Origin of the sequence: Paracoccus sp. MBLB3053, from assembly GCF_031822435.1 — a bacterium.
Lineage (GTDB): Bacteria > Pseudomonadota > Alphaproteobacteria > Rhodobacterales > Rhodobacteraceae > Paracoccus > Paracoccus aurantius.
Window position 1 is genome coordinate 348288 of record NZ_JAVQLW010000002.1, and the last position, 22391, is coordinate 370678.

Annotated in this window: 16 protein-coding genes; 8 read left to right on the top strand and 8 right to left on the bottom strand. The window is 63.4% G+C overall.

Annotated features, from left to right (window positions below; all coding sequences use genetic code 11):
* Positions 1 to 19: 19 nt before the first annotated feature.
* The gene (gene epmA, locus RGQ15_RS15810; RefSeq protein ID WP_311161536.1) at positions 20 to 1066 is read right to left on the bottom strand and encodes an EF-P lysine aminoacylase EpmA; all 1047 of its coding nucleotides are present in this window, start codon (positions 1064 to 1066) and stop codon (positions 20 to 22) included.
* A 135-nt stretch (positions 1067 to 1201) separates the two neighbouring features.
* Between epmA and efp the strand changes: the two genes are divergently transcribed.
* Entirely contained in the window at positions 1202 to 1768 is a 567-nt protein-coding gene (efp, locus tag RGQ15_RS15815) for an elongation factor P (protein WP_311161538.1), read from the top strand.
* A gap of 64 nt (positions 1769 to 1832) precedes the next feature.
* Here the strand turns inward: efp and mprF are convergent, their stop codons facing one another.
* On the bottom strand, positions 1833 to 4478 hold the full coding sequence (gene mprF, locus RGQ15_RS15820) for a bifunctional lysylphosphatidylglycerol flippase/synthetase MprF (protein ID WP_311161539.1): 2646 nt from the start codon (positions 4476 to 4478) through the stop codon (positions 1833 to 1835).
* A gap of 292 nt (positions 4479 to 4770) precedes the next feature.
* On the opposite strand from mprF, the gene RGQ15_RS15825 reads away from it, so the two are divergent.
* The 4 genes from RGQ15_RS15825 to RGQ15_RS15840 all read left to right on the top strand — a co-directional run bounded on the left by RGQ15_RS15825 (position 4771) and on the right by RGQ15_RS15840 (position 13583).
* Complete coding sequence (locus RGQ15_RS15825; protein ID WP_311161540.1) at positions 4771 to 5538, top strand: 3-hydroxyacyl-CoA dehydrogenase; 768 nt, start codon at positions 4771 to 4773, stop codon at positions 5536 to 5538.
* An 11-nt stretch (positions 5539 to 5549) separates the two neighbouring features.
* Positions 5550 to 6737 (top strand): acetyl-CoA C-acyltransferase, encoded by a 1188-nt coding sequence (locus tag RGQ15_RS15830; RefSeq protein ID WP_311161542.1) that lies wholly within the window; start codon positions 5550 to 5552, stop codon positions 6735 to 6737.
* Between the two features lie 223 nt (positions 6738 to 6960).
* Positions 6961 to 12786: a DUF3320 domain-containing protein gene (locus tag RGQ15_RS15835; RefSeq protein ID WP_311161544.1), complete on the top strand. Its 5826-nt coding sequence runs from the start codon at positions 6961 to 6963 to the stop codon at positions 12784 to 12786.
* A 143-nt stretch (positions 12787 to 12929) separates the two neighbouring features.
* A complete protein-coding gene (locus RGQ15_RS15840; RefSeq protein ID WP_311161545.1) occupies positions 12930 to 13583 on the top strand; it encodes an RraA family protein in 654 nt (217 codons plus the stop codon).
* A gap of 60 nt (positions 13584 to 13643) precedes the next feature.
* On the opposite strand, the gene RGQ15_RS15845 is transcribed toward RGQ15_RS15840, so the two are convergent.
* The 5 genes from RGQ15_RS15845 to RGQ15_RS15865 form a co-directional block, all read right to left on the bottom strand.
* Entirely contained in the window at positions 13644 to 14567 is a 924-nt protein-coding gene (locus RGQ15_RS15845) for an asparaginase (protein WP_311161546.1), read from the bottom strand.
* Complete coding sequence (locus RGQ15_RS15850; RefSeq protein WP_311161547.1) at positions 14564 to 16027, bottom strand: amino acid permease; 1464 nt, start codon at positions 16025 to 16027, stop codon at positions 14564 to 14566. The genes RGQ15_RS15845 and RGQ15_RS15850 overlap by 4 nt, the downstream gene beginning before the upstream one ends.
* A gap of 205 nt (positions 16028 to 16232) precedes the next feature.
* Positions 16233 to 17432 (bottom strand): 3-oxoadipyl-CoA thiolase, encoded by a 1200-nt coding sequence (gene pcaF / locus RGQ15_RS15855; protein WP_311161549.1) that lies wholly within the window; start codon positions 17430 to 17432, stop codon positions 16233 to 16235.
* Between the two features lies 1 nt (position 17433).
* Positions 17434 to 18102 (bottom strand): 3-oxoacid CoA-transferase subunit B, encoded by a 669-nt coding sequence (locus tag RGQ15_RS15860; RefSeq protein ID WP_311161551.1) that lies wholly within the window; start codon positions 18100 to 18102, stop codon positions 17434 to 17436.
* On the bottom strand, positions 18099 to 18833 hold the full coding sequence (locus RGQ15_RS15865; protein WP_311161552.1) for a 3-oxoacid CoA-transferase subunit A: 735 nt from the start codon (positions 18831 to 18833) through the stop codon (positions 18099 to 18101). Before RGQ15_RS15865 ends, RGQ15_RS15860 begins: the two co-directional genes overlap by 4 nt.
* 120 nt (positions 18834 to 18953) lie before the next feature.
* On the opposite strand from RGQ15_RS15865, the gene RGQ15_RS15870 reads away from it, so the two are divergent.
* Positions 18954 to 19715, top strand: a complete 762-nt coding sequence (locus RGQ15_RS15870; RefSeq protein ID WP_311161553.1) for an IclR family transcriptional regulator — start codon at positions 18954 to 18956, stop codon at positions 19713 to 19715.
* Here the strand turns inward: RGQ15_RS15870 and RGQ15_RS15875 are convergent.
* Positions 19712 to 20422, bottom strand: coding sequence for a FadR/GntR family transcriptional regulator (locus RGQ15_RS15875; RefSeq protein WP_311161555.1), 711 nt, complete (start codon positions 20420 to 20422; stop codon positions 19712 to 19714). The two genes, RGQ15_RS15870 and RGQ15_RS15875, sit on opposite strands and share 4 nt — an antisense overlap.
* Before the next feature lie 158 nt (positions 20423 to 20580).
* Between RGQ15_RS15875 and RGQ15_RS15880 the strand changes: the two genes are divergently transcribed.
* Entirely contained in the window at positions 20581 to 21153 is a 573-nt protein-coding gene (locus RGQ15_RS15880) for a TetR/AcrR family transcriptional regulator (RefSeq protein ID WP_311161556.1), read from the top strand.
* An 83-nt stretch (positions 21154 to 21236) separates the two neighbouring features.
* Positions 21237 to 22388 (top strand): efflux RND transporter periplasmic adaptor subunit, encoded by a 1152-nt coding sequence (locus RGQ15_RS15885; protein WP_311161557.1) that lies wholly within the window; start codon positions 21237 to 21239, stop codon positions 22386 to 22388.
* The last annotated feature ends 3 nt before the right edge of the window (positions 22389 to 22391 follow it).

The window sequence follows — 22391 nt, forward strand, 5'->3', positions numbered from 1 at the left end:
GGGGCGAGCCGGTCGCACGCTAACCCGCGACTGGCGTCCAGATCACCTCGTCGATCCTTGGCGCTCCGGTCGCCAACATGACGAGCCGGTCAAATCCAAGCGCGCAGCCTGATGCCGGCGGCATGAAGGCCAAGGAAGCCAGGAAATCCTCGTCCAGCGGATAGCGCTCACCATAGACGCGCTGCTTCTCGTCCATTTCCAGAAGGAAGCGGCGCCGTTGCTCTTCCGGGTCGGTCAATTCGCCGAAGCCGTTCGCCAGCTCGACACCGCAGGCATAAAGCTCGAACCGCTCGGCCTCCCGGTTGTCATCGCTCGCGGGGCGGGCAAGAGCCGCCTCGGCCGCGGGGTAGCGATCCAGGATCAGGGGGCGTCCATGCCCCAGATGCGGCTCGACCTTTTCCACCAGCACGCGCGACAGGATGTCGGACCATCCATCGTCATCCGACAGCCGGACACCCTGTCTCTCTGCCTGCTTCCTCAAGGCATCCACGTCGGTGTCCTGCCCGTCGCAGGTCGAAAGCAGGTCGATCCCGGCAAACTCGCGGAACGCGTCGGCGACGCTCAGGATGTCGGGTCGCGCGAACGGATCGCAGCTCTGGTCGCGAAAGCGCAGCATGTCCGCACCCGCCGCCTCGGCCGCGAGTCGCAGATACTGCGCGCAATCGTCGAACAGCAAGCGATAGTCCGCGCCCACGCGATACCATTCCAGCATCGTGAATTCCGGGCTGTGCAAGGCGCCACGTTCCCGGTTGCGCCACACGTGGCTGAAAGCAAAGATGCGTTGCTCGCCCGCCGCCAGCAGCTTTTTCATGGAGAACTCCGGGCTGGTATGCAGGTACATCTGCTGCGGCAGCCCATCATTTCCGATCATCGAGGTGGCAAAGCCATGCAGGTGGGCCTCGTTCCCCGGGCTGAGCGCAAGCGCAGCCGGGTCAACCTCGACGAAGTCCTGCGCGCCCAACCAGTCCCGGATCGCGGCCTGAGTGCGGTTCCGGGCCAGCAGGACAGGTCGCCGTTCGGCATGGCGCTCACGATCCCACCAGGGGGTGTCGGGCTGCTGATTCATGGCGTAAACTCCATCTTGGCCGGGAAGCGCCGCTTGCGACTGGCAATGCCCGGCGGAAAGCGATATGGGACCCCATCTTCGCCGGTTTCGCATAGCCGGCCTTCCGGTATTTGAAAAGCACGCTAGGAACCAGCCTTGAAAGTCATCGCTTCAAGCCTCCGCAAAGGCAATGTCGTCGAGATCGACGGTCGCCTTCATGTCGTCCTGACGGCGACAAACTTCCACCCCGGCAAGGGCACTCCGACCACCCAGGTCGATCTGCGCCGCATCTCGGACGGCAACAAGGTGTCGGAGCGGTGGAAGACCACCGAGCAGGTCGAGCGCGCCCATGTCGACGAGCGGGCCTACAACTTCCTCTATGAGGATGGCGAAGGCTTCCACTTCATGGAGCCGGAAAGCTACGAGCAGGTCACCGTCTCTCCCGACGTTGTGGGCGACGACAAGGTCTTCCTCGAGGATGGCATCAGCGTCTTCCTGCAGGTCCATAACGGCGTCGCCATTGCCATCGAACTGCCGCAGAAGGTCACGGTCGAAGTCGTCGAGACCGAGCCAGTCGTCAAGGGCCAGACCGCTTCGTCCAGCTACAAGCCCGCCATGGCACATAATGGCGTGCGGATCATGGTCCCGCCCCATATCGGCGTCGGCACCAAGGTGGTGATCAATACGGCCGACCTGACTTATGTCGAACGGGCCAAGGGCTGATCGAAAGGGGCGCCTCGGGCGCCCCTTTTCATTCGGGTGATCTCACGACGCGCTGGCTTGCCGTTCACGCCAGTTCGCGGACCGCGCTGCCCGCTCCGGGCTGGCGGGCGATCAATCGGGCGGCATCCGCCAGAGGAAGAAGCGGCGGCAGGGAAGTCGGCGTTGCAAGATAATGCGGCGTCCAGTCGGGATCGAACTTGTCCTTGAAGGCGCGAAGTCCTTCGAACTTGTAGAAACTTCCGCCATGGCGGAAGATCAGCGCGCCGAACCGGTCCCAGACCCGACGCGACCGGTTCGGATCAAGCCCGGCAAGCGGTGCCATGCCAAGCGAGAACGCCGGATATCCGCGTTCCTTCAGCGCCAGCATCAGCGCCGTGAACATGAACTCCATTGTCCCGCTCGGCGTGTTCGCGCGGTGCCGCATCAGATCGATCGAGGCAACCTCGTGCCTGTCGGTCGTCATGATATTCCCGAAGGCCACGACCTTTCCGTTGTGGCGTACCAGCGCAAGCGCCCAGCGGTCCAGCCACTCGGGTTCGAAACGACCGACCGAGAAGCCTTTCTCGCGCGATTTCTTGGACTCGAGCCATTCATCCGAAATCATCCGCAATTCGGTGATCAGGGCAGGGTCATGCGGAGGCATGACGATTTCAAGTGCCAGCCCGTCTCGCCCGGCGCGCGCGTAGCTCGTGCGCAGCCGCTTACGTTCGGGACCGCTGAGCGAGAATCTGCGCAGATCCACGACGGCCTCTTCGCCCATCTTGTGCAGCGTCATGCCCAGATCAAGCATCAGGGGCACGTCGTCTGGGCCCACCTCATAGAAAATGGGTCGCGCGCCGGAACGGCGGGCCGCGTCGACGAAGCTGTAGGCGACCTCTTCGCAGGATTCCTCTTCGCCGACAGGCGGCCCAAAGGCGATCCAAGACGACCCGGCAACTCCGAACATCAGGAAGGCCTGCTGATCGTCCGAAAGCATGATCGCCTTGTCGCCTGTCAGCGCGAAGCCTGCATCCGGGTTCAGCCCCCGCATTGCGATGCGCCCGGCGGTTTCCAACGTCCGGGCATCTGGCGCCTCGGGCCTGAACCTCGGGATGCGCAGCAGCAAGAACAGCGCACCCAATCCGACCATGAGCCCCGCGAGCAGCGCTGAACGCAGGGCCCTTGGTGCCCGCTCGTCGGTGGCGAACTGCCACCACAGCTCGTTCGAATACGGGGTTTCCTTATGCGCGAAGAACAGCACGAAGCCGAAACCCGCGATCGCTGCCACCATCAACGCGATCCATCCCGGCGTCAGGGCCGAATGAGTCAAGAGCGAGCGGCGATGAAAGGCGCGGCGGAACGGCATCAGGATCATCACACCGATGATCAGCGCGGCCGATTGTCCCGGCTCGACCCCTTCGATGATCGCGAAACCGGCCCCGGTGAGCATGGCGATGACTGTCAGCCAGAAGGCGCCCAGACTGCGTCGCACGACGCCCAGGGACAATACGATCAGCCCCGCGCCAAGCGCGCTGGTTAACAGGATCGATCCCTCGACGAAGGCAAGGGGAAAGAGAGATTCCGCGAGTTCGGCGGCTTCCGTCATCGGGGGCAACAGGGCCGACACACTCATCCACAAGCCCGACCCGAACACCATGACCGCAAGCAGCAGCGGAGCAAGTGGCGAAACCGCGCGCATGGCAGGCTCGATCGAGGCAAGCCCGCGACCGAATGCCGTTCTTGGCCGGCGACTGCCAAACAGGCGCCATCCCTCGTAGAGCGCGAGCAGCATCAAGGCGACGGCGAATGGAAGCAGGTAATAGATCAGCCGGTAGAGCAGCAGTGCGGCGGCCACGTTGTCGATGGGCACATCGCTTGGCATCGCGGCGATGATAACGCTTTCGAACACCCCGACACCGCCCGGCACATGGCTGAGCACGCCTGCCATTGTCGCGGCGGCGAAGACCGCAAGGAATGTCGGAAAGCTCATTCCGGCATCCGGCAAGAGCACATAAAGCGTCAGCGCAGAAAAGGCGACGTCGCCAAGACAGATCAGCAGTTGCGTTCCCAGCACCGGCAGCGATGGCGCATGCAGGCAAAACCGGCCGATCCGCAGTTCGCGACGGGTCACCGCCGCCCACAGCAGGGGCAGCACCACCGCGCAGATCGCCGCGATAGAAAGAAGCCTGATCGTGGGTTCCGGCAACGGAAGGATTGGACCCAGCGCCCCGGGATGCATGGCAAGCGCCGAAAAGCCGATAAGAGATGCAGATATGCCGAATGAGGCTGCGGTGAATGTTGATATCGCCGCGATGTCGTATCCATCCAGTCCCAGTCCCGAATAGACCCGCCACCGGACCGCGCCACCGGAAATCGCCGAAAGCCCGATCGTATTGCCGAAGGCATAGGCCATCAGTCCGCCGGTCATGGCGACGGGCAGGGGCAGGGGCTTGCGAATATGGCGCAAGGCCGACCAGTCATAGCCTGCCAGGAAAAGGTATCCCGCGATCGTCGTCAGGATCGCCATGCCCGTGACATGCCAGGGCGTCGATCGGATCTGCTCGGCGACCTCGCGAATATTGACGGGCGCGAGCAACCGGTTCAACGCGTAGAGCCCCCCGCCGAACAGCAGGATTGCCACGATATACGGGAGAAACTGCCGCCACAGCGCGGGGCGGGCGAGGTCAACCTCGGTCTGGGTCGGCCCGGACTGCATTTTCGGAACGCTCACCTTTTGCATCCATTCGGCGAGACGGATCGAGCGCCGCTTCAACCGAGATCACGCGCTCCATAATCCACAGATGCGTCGCGCGAAAGATGCAGACGCATGAAGCGCCTATCTCGGGGTCATGAATCCGCACCCCCAATCACCGTGACGCAAGGTCGCGGCAGCGCGGGGGAAGCGACCATGCCACCAGGGTGTCTTTGACGTTGTCAGGAGTTTCCCAGCCGCTAGTCTTGCCGCTGAGGATCGCGCGGCCTTTTCCGACAGGCCGGGCGGGTAGCGGAGGAGGAGGATTGGTTTGCGGATTGAAGACCGTGTGTTCCTGATTACGGGGGCGGGCTCGGGCCTGGGGGCTGGCGTGGCGCGCATGGCCATTTCAGCGGGCGCGAAAGCGATCCTGCTTGATATCAACGCCGCGGCCGGATCAGCCATGGCGGACGAGTTGGGAGAGGACAGCCTGTTTGTGAAGACGGATGTGACCAGCGGCCCCGAGTCCGAAGCGGCGCTCAAGGCGGGCATAGACGCCTTTGGCCGGATCGACATCGCCGTCAACTGCGCAGGGATCGCGCCGGGTGAAAGGATTGTCGGCCGGGATGGGCCGCATGGCCTGGATAGCTTTTCGCGTGCCATCCAGATCAACCTCATCGGTACGTTCAACCTGCTGCGTCTTGCCGCGAATGCGATGACCGGCAATGAGCCCGGTGAAGGGGGTGAGCGCGGCGTGATCGTGAACACGGCGTCGGTCGCGGCGTTTGACGGCCAGATCGGGCAGGCCGCCTATGCCGCGTCGAAGGGAGGGGTGGCCGCCATGACGCTGCCCGCCGCGCGCGAGTTGGCGCGACATGGCATCCGGGTCGTGACCATCGCGCCGGGGATCTTTGCCACGCCGATGATGTCGGGACTGCCGCAAGACGTGCAGGACAGCCTTGGCGGCACGGTGCCTTTCCCGTCTCGACTGGGCCGCCCCGAGGAATATGCGGCTCTCGTTCGGCACATTGCCGAAAACCAGATGCTGAACGGTGAGGTCATCCGGCTGGATGGCGCGCTGCGCATGGCGCCGAAGTGAGGGAGAGGGACATGAACGATGATCCGATCGTGATCGTGGGTGCAGCGCGCACTCCGATGGGGGGCTTTCAAGGCGATTTCGCCGGGGTCGGTGCCGCCGCGCTTGGTGCGACGGCAATTCGCGCGGCCGTCTCGCGGGCCGGGTTAGGACCCGAGGCGATTCAGGAAATCATCATGGGCTGCGTGCTGCCCGCAGGCCAAGGGCAGGCCCCCGCACGTCAGGCAGCGCTTGGCGCGGGATTGCCGCTGGGGGCAGGGGCCACCACCGTCAACAAGATGTGCGGTTCTGGAATGAAGGCCGCGATGCTGGCCCATGATCTTCTGATCGCGGGCTCTGCCGATGTGATCATTGCGGGCGGAATGGAAAGCATGTCGGACGCGCCCTACCTGTTGCCAAAGGCGCGCGCGGGCTACCGGATGGGCCACGGGCAGGTGCTGGATCACATGTTCCTCGATGGGCTCGAGGATGCCTATGACAAGGGGAGGTTGATGGGCACTTTCGCCGAGGATTGCGCCGAGGCCTATCAGTTCACGCGCGAGGCGCAGGACGACTTCGCGATTTCCTCGCTGAACCGCGCGCAGACAGCGATCGAAACCGGGCGCTTCAAGGCAGAAATCGCGCCTGTAACAGTGAAATCCCGGACCGGCGAGGTTCTGGCTTCAGTCGACGAACAACCCGGCAAGGCTCGGATCGACAAGATCCCCAAGCTGAAGCCAGCTTTCCGCGACGGCGGCACGGTCACCGCTGCCAATTCGTCCTCCATCTCGGATGGTGCCGCCGCCCTGGTTCTCATGCGGCAATCGGAGGCCGAACAGCGCGGTCTTACCCCTCGCGCCCGCATCCTTGGCCACGCGAGCCATGCCGACAAGCCCAGCCTATTCCCGACGGCGCCCATAGGGGCGATGACAAAGCTGCTAGATAAAACAGGACTTTCCAAGAAAGACATAAATCTTTTCGAAGTAAATGAGGCATTTGCCGTCGTTGCCATGGCCGCGATGCGCGATCTGGATCTGCCCCACGACATCGTGAATATACATGGCGGCGCTTGTGCATTGGGGCACCCAATCGGCGCCTCGGGGGCGCGCATCCTCGTCACCCTGCTTTCAGCTTTGGAAAGCCATGATCTGCGGCGGGGTGTCGCCGCTCTCTGCATCGGGGGCGGAGAGGCAACGGCTATGGCCATCGAGCGGCTGAGCTAGCCTGCGCCAGGCGCTTTGTCAGCGGTTAAGACATGCGGGCAACATTGTGCCCCCAACATCGGCATCGGCGCGAAATTTCGTAACTTGAATCAATACCCTTGCCTGAGACAGCTCGAATGTGCAGTCTCGGGCAAACGGAACATGGCGCGAACATCTGTTTGTGAAAGCTCATCTCACGCGATATTCCCGGCCAACATATTCAAGTGACGACCGATCCAGTTTGATGCAAGACTACTTAACGCCTATTCCCGCATATGAAATCCCATCGACCGACGAGCATCTGCCCCGTCTCGGACTGACCGCCGAAATCCGGAGCAAGATCAATTTTGCGTCGTCGCAAAATGGCGTATCGGTGCTGAGGGGCCTGCGTGTCGCAAACCACGGCAAGGCAGCTGTTCGGGATGTGACACTGCATCTCAGCGCAACTCCGCCCTTCCTGCGTGAGAAAAGCTGGCGCCTGGACAGTGTCGCGCCGGGCGGGGAAATCGTCCTGACCGATTTGGACACCACCCTTGATACCGCGATCCTCGGGGGGCTGGACGAGGCCGAGCTGGGTCAGCTGCATTTCCGTCTGACTGTCGAAGAGGCGACGATCCACGAGGCAAGCGTAGGGATCGAACTGCTCGCTCGTGACGAATGGGGAGGGCTGGCAGAGATGGAGAGCATCCTTGCCGCCTTCGTCTCGCCGAACCATGCTCAGGTGGCCCGTCTGCTCAAGGAAGCGTCGCAGCTTCTGGAAGCCTCGGGCCAGGCCGCCGGGATCGAGGGATATCAGGCTGATGACCCGCGCCGCGTCTGGATGATCGCAGGCGCGATCTGGTCGGCCGCCACTGGTTTGGGGCTGAGCTATGCCGTGCCTCCGGCGTCCTTCGAGCGTCAGGGACAGAAAATCCGCGACCCCGAGCGGATCGTTTCCGAGGGGCTGTCGACCTGTCTGGACAGTTCTCTTCTGCTGGCCGCCGCATATGAGGCAGCCGGCCTGAACACGGCGATCCTGTTTTCGCAGGGCCATGCCTGGATGGGGGTCTGGCTGGTCAGGAAGGATTTCGGTCACTTGATCGAGCCCGATGTCGTCGCCGTGCGCAAAGCGGCAGTTTCGCGCGAGTTCCTGCCGATCGAGACGACCCTGCTGACAAAGCGCCCTAGCGTTGGTTTCGAAGAGGCCGTGCTTGCCGGGCGCGACCGGCTGTCCGAAATTTGGGAAACCGATTTCCTGCGCGCGGTGGATATCAGCCGCGCCCGCGCCGCTCGAATTCGGCCAATGGCCAGCCATCGGCCGCATTCCGACATGGAAGCCGAGCCCGAGGCGCATAGTCCCGCAGCATTGCCCCGTCCCCTGGATCTGAGGCTATTGCCCGGAGAACTGGCCGAGAATGCCCCGACCACCGCGCTTGGCCGGATCGAACGCTGGCAGCGCAAGCTGCTGGACCTGTCGCTCGCCAACAAGCTGCTGAACTTCCGAGAGACCCGGCTGAGCATTCCGATGCTCTGCCCCGACCTCGCCGCGCTCGAAGATCAGCTGGCGCGCGGCAAGCAATTCCGCCTGCTTGCGCTCAAGGATGAAAACGGCCTTTCTGGCCGCGACCTTTCCGCCGACGAGGCCCGCGGAATCGAGTCGGAGCTGGCGAGCGATGCCTTGCTGAGAGGGCAGATCGCGATTCCCCTGACCGCGGATGACATGACATCGCGCCTGACCGAGCTTTATCGCAAGGCGCGCAGCGATGTTCAGGAAGGTGGAACGAACACGCTCTTCCTGGCCGCCGGGTTCCTGCGCTGGAAGCGCAGCGACAGCGACAGCCGGCATTACCGCGCTCCGCTGATCCTCATGCCGGCGCGGCTGGAACGGCGCTCTGCCCAGTCCGAGTTCCGGTTGGGTCAGATCGAGGACGAGATCCGCGTCAATGCCACCCTGCTGGAAATGTTGAAGCGCGATTTCGAATTGCCCATTCCCGAACTCGAAGGAGAGTTGCCACGGGACGAAAGCGGCTTGGACCTGCCGCGGATCTTCGAGATCGTTCGCCAGCGTGTCCGCGATGTTCCCGGGTTCGAATTTGTCGAGGAATGTGCGATATCGACTTTTTCTTTCTCCAAATATTTGATGTGGAAGGACCTGGTGGATCGGGCGGACAGCCTGCGAGAAAGTGCGCTTGTGCGCCATCTTCTGGACAGTCCAAGCGAAATTTTCTCTGGCGCCGCGACGGCCATGCCGCAGCCATCGGATATAGACCGCCACCACGCTCCCGGAGACCTGTTGGCCCCGATGCCCGCCGACAGCTCGCAGCTTGCGGCCGTCGTCGCTGCGGCCGAGGGAAGGGATTTCGTGCTGATCGGCCCGCCCGGCACCGGCAAGAGCCAGACCATCACGAATATCATCGCCGACCAGATTGGTCGGGGCCGAACTGTCCTTTTCGTGGCCGAGAAAGCGGCCGCGCTTGATGTGGTGCAGCGTCGTCTGGAAAGGCAAGGTCTTGGCTCGGCGGTGCTGGAACTTCATTCGAACAAGGCCGATCGCAAGGCGGTGCTTCAGCAGCTTGGCCGGGCCTGGGACCGGGCAAGCGGCCGTGACGGCAGCGACTGGGTCCGGGTCACCGCGGATCTGGAGCTGAGCCGCGATCAGCTCAACGCGTATGTCACGGCCCTGCATCAGCCAGGAACGCAGGGGTTCAGCGTCTTTCAGGCGATCGGCAGGGCCGTCGGCGGCTCTGATCCGATCCGCTTGAGCTTTTCGGGCAAGGATTGCCACGACGTGGAAAGCTGGCAGCGGCTGTGCGATCTTGCCCGCGATCTGGGCCAAAGATATGCGATCGTGGCCGATCTTGATCCGAAAGGGCCGCTTTCGGTGCTCGAGGCGCAGGAATGGTCCTTTGGATGGCAGGACGGATTCCTTTCTGCCGCTCAAGACTTGCGGGCAGCCCTGACACAGCAGGCCGACGCGCGCGACGCCCTCGCGCAGGCGCTTGGGTATGAAGGATTCCCCCAAGGATCGCGGATGCTTGACGGCCTGCCTGCCTCGCGACTGAACCGACCCGGCGTAGAGCAGGCGGCGTTGAACGATTTCACCTGCCTGCGCGAAGCGGCACGGGAATTCGCGCAACAGCTTTCGGAATGCCAATCCGCAAGGCGGGGCCTCAAGGGGCAATATTCCGATGAAATAATCGCCCAGATTCCCCTCGATGCGCTGGAGTTGCAGTGGCGCGATGCGCAGACGAAGTTCTGGCCGCTGAGCGTGATGGCGCAGGCGAAGATGCGCAAGCTTCTGCAGACTTATGCCAGCAGCGGTGGTGCCGACCCGGCGACCGACATCGCCGCCCTGCGCCGGATCATTCCTTTGGCAGCGGCGATAAAGGCGTCGCCCCTGTCCGTTCTGACGGACTTCTCTGGCGAAACCACCGATCTTGCAGCCATGAACGCGGCGCTGGACGAAGCCGAGACTTATCTCGCCCTGGAAGCCGATCTTGCCGCCGGAGGCTTCCCCTCCGAGCGACTTGGTCCCGTCCGCAGCGAACTCAGTGCGGCGAATGGGGGCAGGTTCGCCCCGCTCTTGCAAAGTCTCGACAAAGCGAATTGCGAGGTCGCGAATGCGCTCTTGCGCTTCTCGGAGGCTGGGGGGCGCGTTCCGGCGAGTCCGAAGGATCTGGTCGTTCTTCTAGGAGAGATCGACGCGCTGCGACCACGTTTCGCCGATTGGCTCAAATGGCTCCGCATCCGCCGTGAGGCTGAAGAGGCCGGATTGGGGCCCATTGTGGCAGCGGTTGTCAGGGGTGACTGCCCTGACGAAACGGGGCCGGCCTTCGAGCGAGCCTATATGGCCTGGTGGCTCAAACTCGCCATCGACGCCTCACCGGTTCTGCGCGGTTTCGCCCATTGGGAACATGATGCCTTGATCCGGCGGTTCCGGGAACTTGACCAGGCCATGACCGATCTCGCCTCGGCCGAGGTGATCCGCAGGCTCGGAAATGATCTCCCCGCGCGAGACAGCGTGCCCCGCCGCTCGGAACTGGGGGTGCTGCGGCATCAATTGGGCCTGCAGCGTCCGACCGCGACGATCCGCAATCTCATCGGGGAAATGCCGACGACCTTTTCAAGGCTTGCGCCATGCGTCCTGATGTCACCGCTGTCGGTCGCGCAGTATCTTCCCCCCGGACAGGCACAATTCGACGTCGTCATCTTCGACGAGGCGTCGCAGATTTCGACCTGGGACGCGATCGGTGCGGTTGCAAGGGGGCGACAGGCGATTATCGTCGGTGACCCGAAGCAGCTTCCCCCGACGAATTTCTTTGGCCGCAGCGAGGCATCGGAGGAAGAGGCAAGCGAGATCGCCGAGTTCGAAAGGGACATGCCATCGATCCTCGACGAGGTCGGCGCGGCGGGCATTCCCACCCATCGGCTGAACTGGCATTACCGCAGCCGTGACGAGGCGCTGATCGCGTTTTCGAACCACAACTATTACGATGGACGGCTCGTGACCTTTCCGTCTCCGGATGCGTCCGGTCAAGCGGTCCGGCTGCACAAGGTCACGGGCGTCTATCAAAGAGGACAAGGTCGGACCAATCCGGAAGAGGCCCGTGCCATTGTCGCGATGATCCGCAAGCGGCTGGCCGACTGGTTGCGACTGCCCGAGGATGATCGCCCCACCTTGGGCGTGATCACCTTCAACAGCCAGCAGCAGGGGTTGATCCTGGACCTCCTCGACGCCGAGCTGAAGGCGGAACCAGAATTCGAATGGTTCTTTTCGGATGATCGCGAAGAACCTCTCATCGTCAAGAACCTGGAAAATATCCAGGGCGACGAACGGGACGTGATGCTGTTCTCGATCACCTTCGGCCCGGACCTGGCCGGCAAGATCGCCATGAGCTTCGGTGCCCTGAACAATGACGGCGGCGAAAAGCGTCTGAACGTGGCGATCACGCGCGCCAGGGCCGAATTGCATGTCTTCAGCTCGATCACCGCGGATCAGATCGATCTCGGCCGGGCCCGCGCGCGTGGCGTCCGCGATCTGAAGGCATTCCTTGACTATGCGGCGCGTGGCGCGGTCGCGCTCGCTGCGCAGGACGAGGGGTCGCTTGGGGGCGTCGAGTCCCCCTTCGAAGCCGCAGTGCGCGATGCGCTTGCGCTAAGGGGGTGGGACGTTCATTGCCAGATTGGCGTTTCGGGCTTTCGGATCGACCTAGCCGTACGCCATCCAGACCATGCGGGCGCCTGGCTTGCTGGGATCGAATGCGACGGGGCGGCATATCACAGTGCGGCGACCGCGCGCGACCGGGACCGCATCCGCCAGTCCGTTCTGGAAGGTTTGGGATGGAAGATCCTGCGGATCTGGTCAACAGACTGGTTCCGCCATCCCACGGAAACCGCGCAGCGAGTGGATAGCGCGCTGCGGGAAGTGCTGGATGAAGATCGCGCCCGCCGTGTCCGCGATAAAGTTGCCCAAGGGAACGATAGCGCCGCGAACTCGTCGGATTGCCTGATCCGCGAGGCGTCCGAACCCGTCCTTACTATCGAGGCAGAGCCGTTCGCGGCATCGGATATGTCTGACCCCAGTCCCGAACGCTTTGCCGCCTCGCATGGGGCAGTTGAGGACACCGCGCCCGATCCGGAACAGTTTTTCGAGCCTGATTACTTCCCGAAACTGCTCTGGCTGGTCGAAAGCATCGTGGCAGGTTCAGGCCCGATGACAGAAGCCGCGCTGGCGCGAAGGATCGCGCAGGAACATGGCTGGCAGCGAACCGGCGCGCGCATCCAGGCCCGTGTTGCCGAAACGCACCGCTTTCTTGACGCGACGGAAGAGAATGGCGTTCGCTTTCTCTGGTCAAAAGGGCGGATCGTCGAACGCCTGCCCTTCCGCGGGATGAACGGTCGCATCCTTCGCGAGATCTCGCGCGCCGAGATTGCATCGCTTGCCGAACTGCGCATGGACGAGATCCAACACGCCCAGGATCGCGAAGCGGAGCTTGCCCGCATGCTGGGAATTGCCCGGCTTTCCCAAGACGCCCGCGCCTATCTCCGCAGCGTGATCGACTGGATGGAGGCGCAGGAACATGCGATCTGACGTTCATGGCCTTTGTGTCACAGTGCGTTTCCCCCACGTGTTCTCTTCTTCATTCCGGCGGAATTAGAGGACAGTCTCAGCCCCGTTCTAACCGCCAGGTGCATCCGGTCATGCCTGTGCGAAATTTCCAAGGAGCCAGCCAGATGAGCGTGACGATCAACACCCCGCAAACCGACCCGATTGACCCCGAGCTGCTGGCGCGCTGGCGCCGTATTCCGGTCCCGGTCATTGTCGATCTCGCATCGGAATGCCAGATCGATATCGCGCTGCGTCCCCTGCTTCCTCCCGGCCGCCAGCCCAGTCTTTTCGGCCGCGTCGTGACGGCCCGCTGCTCACCTCCGGACTTCGGGTCAGTCCTGCACGCGATTGCCACGATCCGGGAAGGCGACGTTCTGGTGATCGATGCGGGCGGTGAACCGGGATGGGCAATGATCGGTGACGTGCTGGGCGGGCATCTGCACCGTCTCGGTGTCGCGGGCATTGTCTGCGACGGGGCGGTCCGCGATACGGGCGCGCTTGCTGGAATGGCGGGACTGTCTGTCTATTCCCGCCATATCAATCCGCGGGGGCCGGTCGGTGCCTCGCAGGGGGAAGTGAACGCCGCCGTGCGGATCGGGGGCTGCACCATCGCGCCCGGTGATCTGATCATCGGCGATGATGACGGGCTCGCGGCGCTGAGACCGGCGCATCTGACCGACCTGATCGAACCGGCCGAAACGAAACTGTCCCTTGAGGCACGCTGGATCTCGCGACTGGCGGCAGATGAGCCGATTACCCGGATTTTCGGCTTGGAATGACATAATCAACGAAAGGGCGGAGCGGCGAAAGGCAGCGCCGCCCTTTGGTCTGTTCTTCGCTCAGGCAAAGGCTTGGGCAATCGTTTCCCTGTCGGCGCCGTTTGCCAGAAGTGCCGCAAGAAGAATTCGCGCCTGACCCGGGCGAAGCAGGCGGGAATGGATTGCACCCGCGTCACGAAGATCATGCCCGCCACCGCCGCCGCCATAGACGGGGGCAAGCTCACCTTCGGGAACCCGGCTGCTGACGATCACAGGAATATCGTCGGCAATCGCGCGCGCGACCCCGGCAACGACCGCTGGGGTCGTATTGCCCGACCCCAACGCCGCAAGGACGATGCCCTGTGCGCCAGCAATGCGGCTGGCATCCAGATGCAGGGCATCCGCGCCGGGATAAAGTGCCACGATGTCAATCCGCAGGTCCGAGACGGGACGAGGCAGCTCACTCATCGGCGGCACACCCGATCCCGCTAGGCGGAACGCATCGACCCGGTCCGATACGGCCTTGTAAAGCCCCCAGGCCGGAAGCTCACGCTCACCGAAGACCAGACGCACGCCCTTGCCCTGAAGTGCCGTACCGATCGCCGCCGCGAGGTTTTCGGGACCGTCGGACTTCGGATTATCCGCCGAGAATTGCGCTCCGGTGAAAATCACCGGCTTTCCTTTGCCGTGCTGCAGGTGAACCAGCAGCGAGGTTTCCTCCATCGCATCAGTGCCATGCAGGACAACGACGCCGCAAACCGCCGGATCGGCCAGTTGCTGACCAACCGCGTCGCTGATCTGCTGCATGTCGGAAAGGGTCAGGCTGGAGGAATCCTTGGCGAGAATCTCGACCGCGCGAAGTCTGACAGAAAGTGGCGGCAACAGGTCCAGCAAGTCCTGACCGGTCAGGTTGGGGCGGGCGGCACCCCTTGCATCCTTGCGGCTGGCAATGGTCCCGCCCGTCGCTATGACGGCGACGAGGGGCAGCTTTTGCGGACTTGTCAAACTCTGAACTCCGTTTCTTCGTGGGCGCGTACCTCGGCAAGAATGCGATCGCGCGACATATGCCAGCCGATGACCAGCGCAGGCACTATGACGATTAGCGAGGCAACCGTCCACGTGCCAATCGGATAGTCAAAGGCCATCAGGACGATGACGCCCGCAAGAAAGGCCAGAGTGGCGACGCCCGTCACTGGTGCGCCAAACATGCGGAATTCGGGACGCTGCATCCGACCCTGACGCGCCAGATGCCAAAGCTTGAGCTGGCACAGGATGATCACGCCCCATGCGGTAATGATCCCCAGCGCGGCCAGGTTCATGGCGATTTCGAAAGCGGCATCAGGAACCAGTCCGTTCAGGATGACCCCCATCACGGTGACGATCGCCGTGACGGCGATGCCCATATAGGGAACGCCTTGGCTATTCATTCGGGCCAGTACCGCAGGTGCCGATCCCGAAACCGCCATGGAATGCAGAATGCGCCCTGTCGAGTAAAGCCCGGCATTCAGCGAAGAAAGCACCGCCGTCAGAACCACGAGGTTCATGATGATATCCGCGCCCTCGACCCCGATTGCGCCGAAGAAGGTGACAAAGGGGCTCTCGCCGGCCTTGAACGCGTCATAGGGCAGCAACAGCGACAGGAGCATGACCGATCCCACATAGAAGACGACCAGCCGGAACACCACGGTCCGGATCGCGCGGGGCATGACCTTGCGCGCATCCTCGGTCTCACCTGCAGCGGTGCCGATCAGTTCGACCGAGGCATAGGCGAAGACGACCCCCTGGATGACCAGGAGTGCCGGCAGCACGCCATGGGGGAAAAGCCCGCCCCCGTCTGAAAGCAGCTGAATTCCCGGCGTATGCCCGTCGACCGGGGTTCCGGTGATGACGAACCAGATGCCCACGCACAGGAAAGTCAGCAGCGACAAAACCTTGATCAGGCTGAACCAGAACTCCAATTCGCCGAAGACCTTCACCGAAAGCATGTTCATCGCCAGGACGACGATCAGCGCGACCAGCGCGAAGACCCATTGGTCAATGCCCCCAAGCCACGGGACGTAGGCTTTGAAGAAGTTCATGTAGAGCGCGACTGCGGTCACGTCCGCGACCGAGGTCATCGCCCAGTTCAGCCAATACATCCAACCTGCGACAAAGGCGAGCTTTTCACCATAGAACTCCCTCGCATAGGAAACAAACGAGCCGGAGCTTGGTCGGTGCATGATCAGCTCGCCCAGTGCGCGCAAGACGAGGAAAGCAAAGAAACCGCAAAGCGCATAGACCAGGACAAGCGAAGGCCCCGCGGTCGCCAGCCTGCCACCTGCTCCAAGGAACAGCCCCGTCCCGATCGCGCCGCCGATCGCGATCATCTGGATCTGACGAGGCTTCAGGGCCTTTTGAAAACCCGCTTCCTCATCGGCATAGACATGTGGTCCCGGTGACATGGCATTCCGACCCTCTCCCGACATCGTGCTCTCCCTTCCATCCTCGACGGGCCTCCACCTCAGGCGAAGCTTCCGTCGGCGCGTCGCAAATTTGTAAAGCTGTCTTACAGCTTGGGCGTGTTATTACGAGAACCTGGACGGGGGCAAGAAAAAATGCCGCGGCCTTTGGGAGGCAGCGGCAGGATCTTGGTGCAAGGGGTAAAGGAGTATCCGAAAGACCGCGAAGGGGTCAGACCCGTTCAAGCGCGATCGCGATCCCCTGACCGACGCCAATACACATCGTGGACAGTGATCGCTTTCCACCGCTGAGCTGAAGTTCCAGTGCGGCGGTCCCGGTGATGCGCGCGCCGGACATGCCCAGAGGATGCCCCAGCGCGATCGCGCCGCCATTGCGGTTCACGCGCGGATCGTCATCGGCGATGCCGAGCTGGCGCAGGGTGGCGAGGCCCTGGGCGGCAAAGGCCTCGTTCAGCTCGATCACGTCGAAATCGGCCTGGTTCATGCCCAGCCGCGCCATCAGATTCTGCGAGGCCGGCGCGGGGCCGATCCCCATGATGCGCGGAGGCACCCCCGCCGTCGCGCCGCCGAGCACGCGGGCGATGGGCGTCAGGCCGTATTTCTTCGCCGCCGCCTCGCTCGCGAGGATCAGCGCCGCCGCCCCGTCATTGACGCCCGAGGCATTCCCGGCGGTGACCGAGCCACCTTCGAAAAGCGGCTTCAGCTTGGCTAGGGCCTCGACCGAGGTTTGGCGCGGGTGCTCGTCGCGGTCCACGATTAGCGGCTCGCCCTTGCGCTGCGGAATGGTGACCGGCGTGATCTCGCGGGCGAGACGCCCATTGGCCTGCGCCTCGGCGGCCTTGGCCTGCGAGGCCAGCGCCATGGCGTCCTGGTCCTCGCGCGAGATGCCGAAATCATCGGCGACGTTCTGCCCGGTCTGGGGCATGGAATCGACGCCATATTGCTTCTTCATCAGCGGGTTGACGAAGCGCCAGCCGATGGTCGTGTCGTGGATTTCGGCATGGCGCGAAAACGCCGTCTCGGCCTTGGGCATGACGAAGGGCGCGCGGGACATGGATTCGACGCCGCCCGCGATCATCAGCTCGGCCTCGCCCGCCTTGATGGCGCGGGCAGCGGCGATAATCGCATCCATGCCCGAGCCGCAGAGGCGGTTGATCGTCGTGCCCGAGACCTCGATCGGCAGGCCCGCGAGCAGGGCCGACATGCGGGCGACGTTGCGGTTGTCCTCGCCGGCCTGGTTGGCGCAGCCATAGATCACGTCATCGACGGCGGCCCAATCAACGCCTGCATTGCGCTCCATCAGCGCGCGCAGCGGGATCGCGCCCAGGTCATCGGCCCGCACCGGGGCCAGCGCGCCGCCGAAACGGCCGATCGGGGTGCGGATATAGTCGCAGATATAGACTTCGGTCATCTCAAAGCTCCGGCACGATCAGGTCGACCACATCGCCGTCCAGATGCAGCGTGGCGCCCGTCAGGGATTGCAATTCGTCGAAGGACATCGACGCGAGCTTCTCGCGCAGGACGAAATGGCCGTCCTGAATGTCCACCACGGCGAGCGAGGTATAGACCCGCGTCACGCAACCGACGCCGGTCAGCGGCAGCGAGCAGGCCTTGACCAGCTTCGGCTTGCCGTCCTTGGTGACGTGATCGGTGATGACCGCGACGCGCTTCGCGCCATGCACCAGATCCATCGCGCCGCCGACCGCCGGGACGCCCTTGGGACCGGTGGACCAGTTCGCGAGGTCGCCATTCTCGGCCACCTCATAGGCGCCAAGGATCGCGACATCGAGATGGCCGCCGCGCACCATGGCGAAGCTGTCGGCATGGTGGAAGAAGGCGGTGCCGGGCTTGATCGTCACGGCCTTCTTGCCGGCATTGATCAGGTCCCAGTCCTCGGTGCCGGGGGCAGGGGCCTCGCCAAAGCCGAGGATGCCGTTCTCGGTATGAAAGATCGCCTGACGACCGGGGGGCTGGAATTTCGCGACCATCTCGGGGAAGCCGATGCCGAGGTTCACATAGGCGCCGTCGGCAATGTCCTGCGCGGCGCGCCAGGCGATCTGGGTCGAGGAAAGCTTGGTCATGCCACGGGCTCCGGATAGACGGCATTGGCGCGGTTCAGGTCTTCTTCCTGCGCCGGGTTCGCGACCTCGACGAGGCCCTGGACGAAGATGCCGGGGGTGACGACGGTCTCGGGGTCGATGGTGCCGGGCGCGACGATGCGGCTGACCTGCACGATGGCGGTGGCGGCGGCCATGCACATCAGCGGGCCGAAATTCCGCGCGGCCATGCGGTAGGTCAGGTTGCCTAGGGTGTCGCCCGTATCGGCCTTGACCAGGGCGTAATCGGCCTTGAGCCAGCGTTCCTGCACATAGGGCCGCCCCTCGAATTCCTCGACGGGCTTGCCCTTCGCGAGGTCGGTGCCATAGCTCGTCGGCGTGTAGAAGGCCGGGATGCCCGCGCCGCCCGCCCGGATGCGTTCGGCCAGAGTGCCCTGCGGCACCAGTTCCAACTCGATCTTGCCGGCAAGGTAAAGCTCGGTGAAGACGCGCGGATCGGCCGAGCGCGGGAAGGAGCAGATCAGCTTCGCGACCATGCCCTGCTCGATCAGCGCGGCGAGGCCGACATGGCCATTGCCCGCGTTGTTGTTCACCACGGTCAGGTTCTTCGGGTGGCCGGTCGCGAGATAGCGGTCGATCAGGGCGTGGATCAGCTCGATCGGCGCACCCGAGCCGCCGAAGCCGCCGATCATCACCGTCATTCCGTCTTCGATCCCCGCCACGGCGGCGGCAAGATCGGGAAGCGTCTTGTCCATTCTTCCTCCTGTGCGGACCGGCCGCATCTTTGCTGCCTCGGCCTACACAAAAGGCCGCGCTTCCGTCCATGGCGTTTGTGCGATATAGTGCATTTGTTGACATATCGCACACGAGGCCGCATGACCATCAATGAACGCGACATCATGGGCGGCCTCGCCAAGGGTCTTGCGGTGATCGAGACCTTCACCGCCGAGCGCCCGCGCCAATCCATCGCCGAGGTCTCGGCGGCATCGGGATTGGACCGGGCGACGGCGCGGCGCTGCCTGCTGACGCTCGCGCAGGGGGGCTATGCGGATTACGATGGCAAGTTCTTCACCCTGACGCCGCGCATCCTGCGGCTGGGCACGGCCTGCCTTGCGACCATGCCGCTGCCGCAGATCGTCCAGCCCAACCTCGACCGCCTGTCCGAGGAGATCGGCGAGAGTTCGTCGGTCTCGGTGCTCGACGGCAATGAAATTGTCTATGTCGCGCGCGCCGCGCAACGCCGTGTGATGTCCATTGCGCTGATGCCCGGCTCGCGGCTGCCGGCCTACTGCACGTCGATGGGACGGGTGATGCTGGCCGCATTACCCGAGCCGGAGCTGGCCGGGCTTCTTTCCCATGCGCCATTTCCGGCGCGCACGATCCATACATTGACCGAGGGCCATCAGATCCGCGCAAGGCTGGATCTGGTGCGCCGCGACGGTTTCGCGACCATCGACCAAGAGGTCGAGATGGGCCTGCGCTCGATCGCAGTACCGCTTTTGAACGCGAGGGGCAGGGTGGTCGCAGCCGTCAATATCGGACTGCCTGCAGCCCATGCGACGATCGAAGAATTGCGCGACCGCTTCCTGCCCCACCTTTTTCAGTTGCAGGCCGAACTCCGCCGACTTCTGAACTAGGCAGGATCGCCGCGATTTGCCGAGGAAGAAATCCAGGTCATCGCGCGCTCAACCTCGCCCAGATGTCGGCGCATCGCATCGGCGGCCTGCGTCTCACTGCCAAGCGCGATTGCCTCGGCGATCAGGCGGTGCTCACGATTTGAGGCGATGCGCCGATCGGCCATGATATTCACCAGCTCGGATTGCTGCATAAGCGCTTCGCGCGATTCCAGTACGACCCGCGCGAAAAGCGCATTCTGCGACGCCTCGGCGATCAGGCAGTGAAAATCGGAATCGTGCCGCACCCAGGTCAGCGAATCCGTTTCCTTTTCCATCAGGTCGCAAAGTTCGACCAGCCGGGCCAGCTGGCCGTCACTGCGGCGGAGCGCCGCCCATCCGGCAGAGGGCACTTCGACATGGGGGCGGGCTTCGACCAGATCGCGCGCTGAAAGTCCGCCATATGCCAGTTCGGCGCGTTGGATCGTGGAAATGACGTAGCTGCCGCTGCCGCTGCGGCTACGTGTCAGACCAAGTGTCTGCAGCGAACGCATGGCTTCGCGGATGATGGGCCGGCTGACCCCATAGGCTTCCGCCAGCCGGGTTTCCGAAGGCAGTCGCGTGCCGACCGCCACCCGTCCTCCAAGGATCGCGCCGCGCAGATCCTCGAAGACAACCTCGGCCGCATTCTTCCGACTGATCGGAGCTCTTTCTGTCAACCAGTCAGCCAACTCGCGTCTTCCTTCACCTTTTGAAGCGTTACAGTCTGGCTGATAGAATGACGGGGGGCAATGCCGCCGGCGCAATGACGCTTCGACCAAATTCTGCTGGCTTGACGCGTCGCTGTGATTTATTTACGAACGATCGTATTGAAAAACGGACCGGCAAGATGGGACGCAAGCGCACGATCAACCGCGACGAGCTGATGCAGGCTGTCGAAACCGTCGCCCGCCGTGACGGGATCGGGGGGCTGAGCATTGATGCGGTGGCCAAGGAGGCCGGCGTCAGCAAGTCCAGCGTCGTTTATGATTGCGAAAGCAAGGCGGGACTTCTTGCCGCCTTCACCCGACAGAAGCTGGCCAAGCATCAGGAAAGCTTCGAAGCGAAGCATGTGCTCTTCGAAGGCCAGCCGAATGGTTATCTGCGGGCCTTGATCGAGGAATTCAGAACTGCACCCACGGATGAAGACGTGGCCACGGCGCTGCTGATCAGCGTGGGCATGGGGGCGAATGCCGAGTGCCGCCAGATCATGCGCGAACAGATGTCCTTCGATGCCGAGCGTGTCCGCGAAGAGGCTGCCGAGCCGCACAGGATGCTGCGGACGCTGCTGACGCTGCACGGCATGGCCTTTCTTGAATATTACGATCTTCATCGTTTCGACCAGAAAACCCGCAATGAGATTCTCGACGAACTCATGGCCATTGCGGAAAGCGACAAAGGCGCTAACCAGCCTCAAGACTGAATTTTTTCTCCCCTCCCCTCCCTCCTGATCCGAAGGTCAGAACCATGCTTTTGACAAGAATGCCTGGCAGGTCCGCCTGCCTGATGGCGGGATTTGCGTTGCTTGCGACGCCGGTCTTCGCCCAGCAACAGCTTCCTCCCGCCATCGTCAGTGTCCAGACGCTGCAGCCCGAACCGCTGCCGATCGTGAACGAACTGCCCGGCCGGGTCGCCGCAACCCGCACTGCCGAAGTAAGGCCGCGCGTGGGTGGCATCGTGCTGAGCCGTGTGTTCGAACAGGGCAGCATCATCAAGGAGGGCGACGTCCTCTACAAGATTGACCCGGCATCCTACGCCGTCCGCGTGGCCAGCGCCCAAGCGACCCTTGCCCGCGCCGAGGCGACGCGCCAGAACGCCACCGACCAGCTGAAGCGGGCCGAGGCCCTGCGCGAACGAAAGGTGACAGCCGGGGTCGATCTTGAGAATGCGACGACAGCCATGGCCCAGGCCGAAGCCGATGTCGCCATTGCCCAAGCCGCGCTGCAGGAAGCCCAGCTCAATCTGGGCTATACCGATGTGACCGCTCCGATTTCGGGTGTGGTCGGCCGCGCTCTCGTGACTGAAGGCGCGCTGGTCAATGCCCAGACCGACGTCATGGCGACGATCCAGCAACTTGACCCCGTCTATGTCGACGTGACGCAGTCCTCCTCCGAACTCTTCGCCCTTCGGCGGGCGCGGGATGCGGGCGAGCTGATGATGGCAACCTCGGATGATGCGAGCGTCCAGTTGATCTTCGACGATGGCAGCGAATACGCCCATTCCGGCAAGCTGCTTTTCTCGGAAGCCAGCGTCGACAGCTCGACGGGTCAGATCACCCTGCGGGCCGAGTTTCCCAATCCCGACGGAGACCTGCTGCCGGGCCTCTATGTCCGCGCCCGGATCGAACAGGCGGTTCGTGAAAGCGCGCTGACCATTCCCCAGATGGCGGTGCAGCGCGACCAGAACGGGCAGGCCTATGTCTATGTCCTGAAGGATGCCGACACGGTCGAACGCCGCAATGTCCGACTGGGGCAGACGACTGAAAGTCGCTGGCTGGTCGAGGACGGGCTGAAGGCAGGTGACCGCGTTGTCGTCGCGGGCGCACAGAAGCTTTACCCCGATGCCAAGGTCGTTCCCGAGCCGGTCGAAGGCCGTGACGGCGAGAAGGCCGAGGCAGCACAGGCCGAACCTGTCGCCGGGTCGGAAAAGCAGGGATAATCA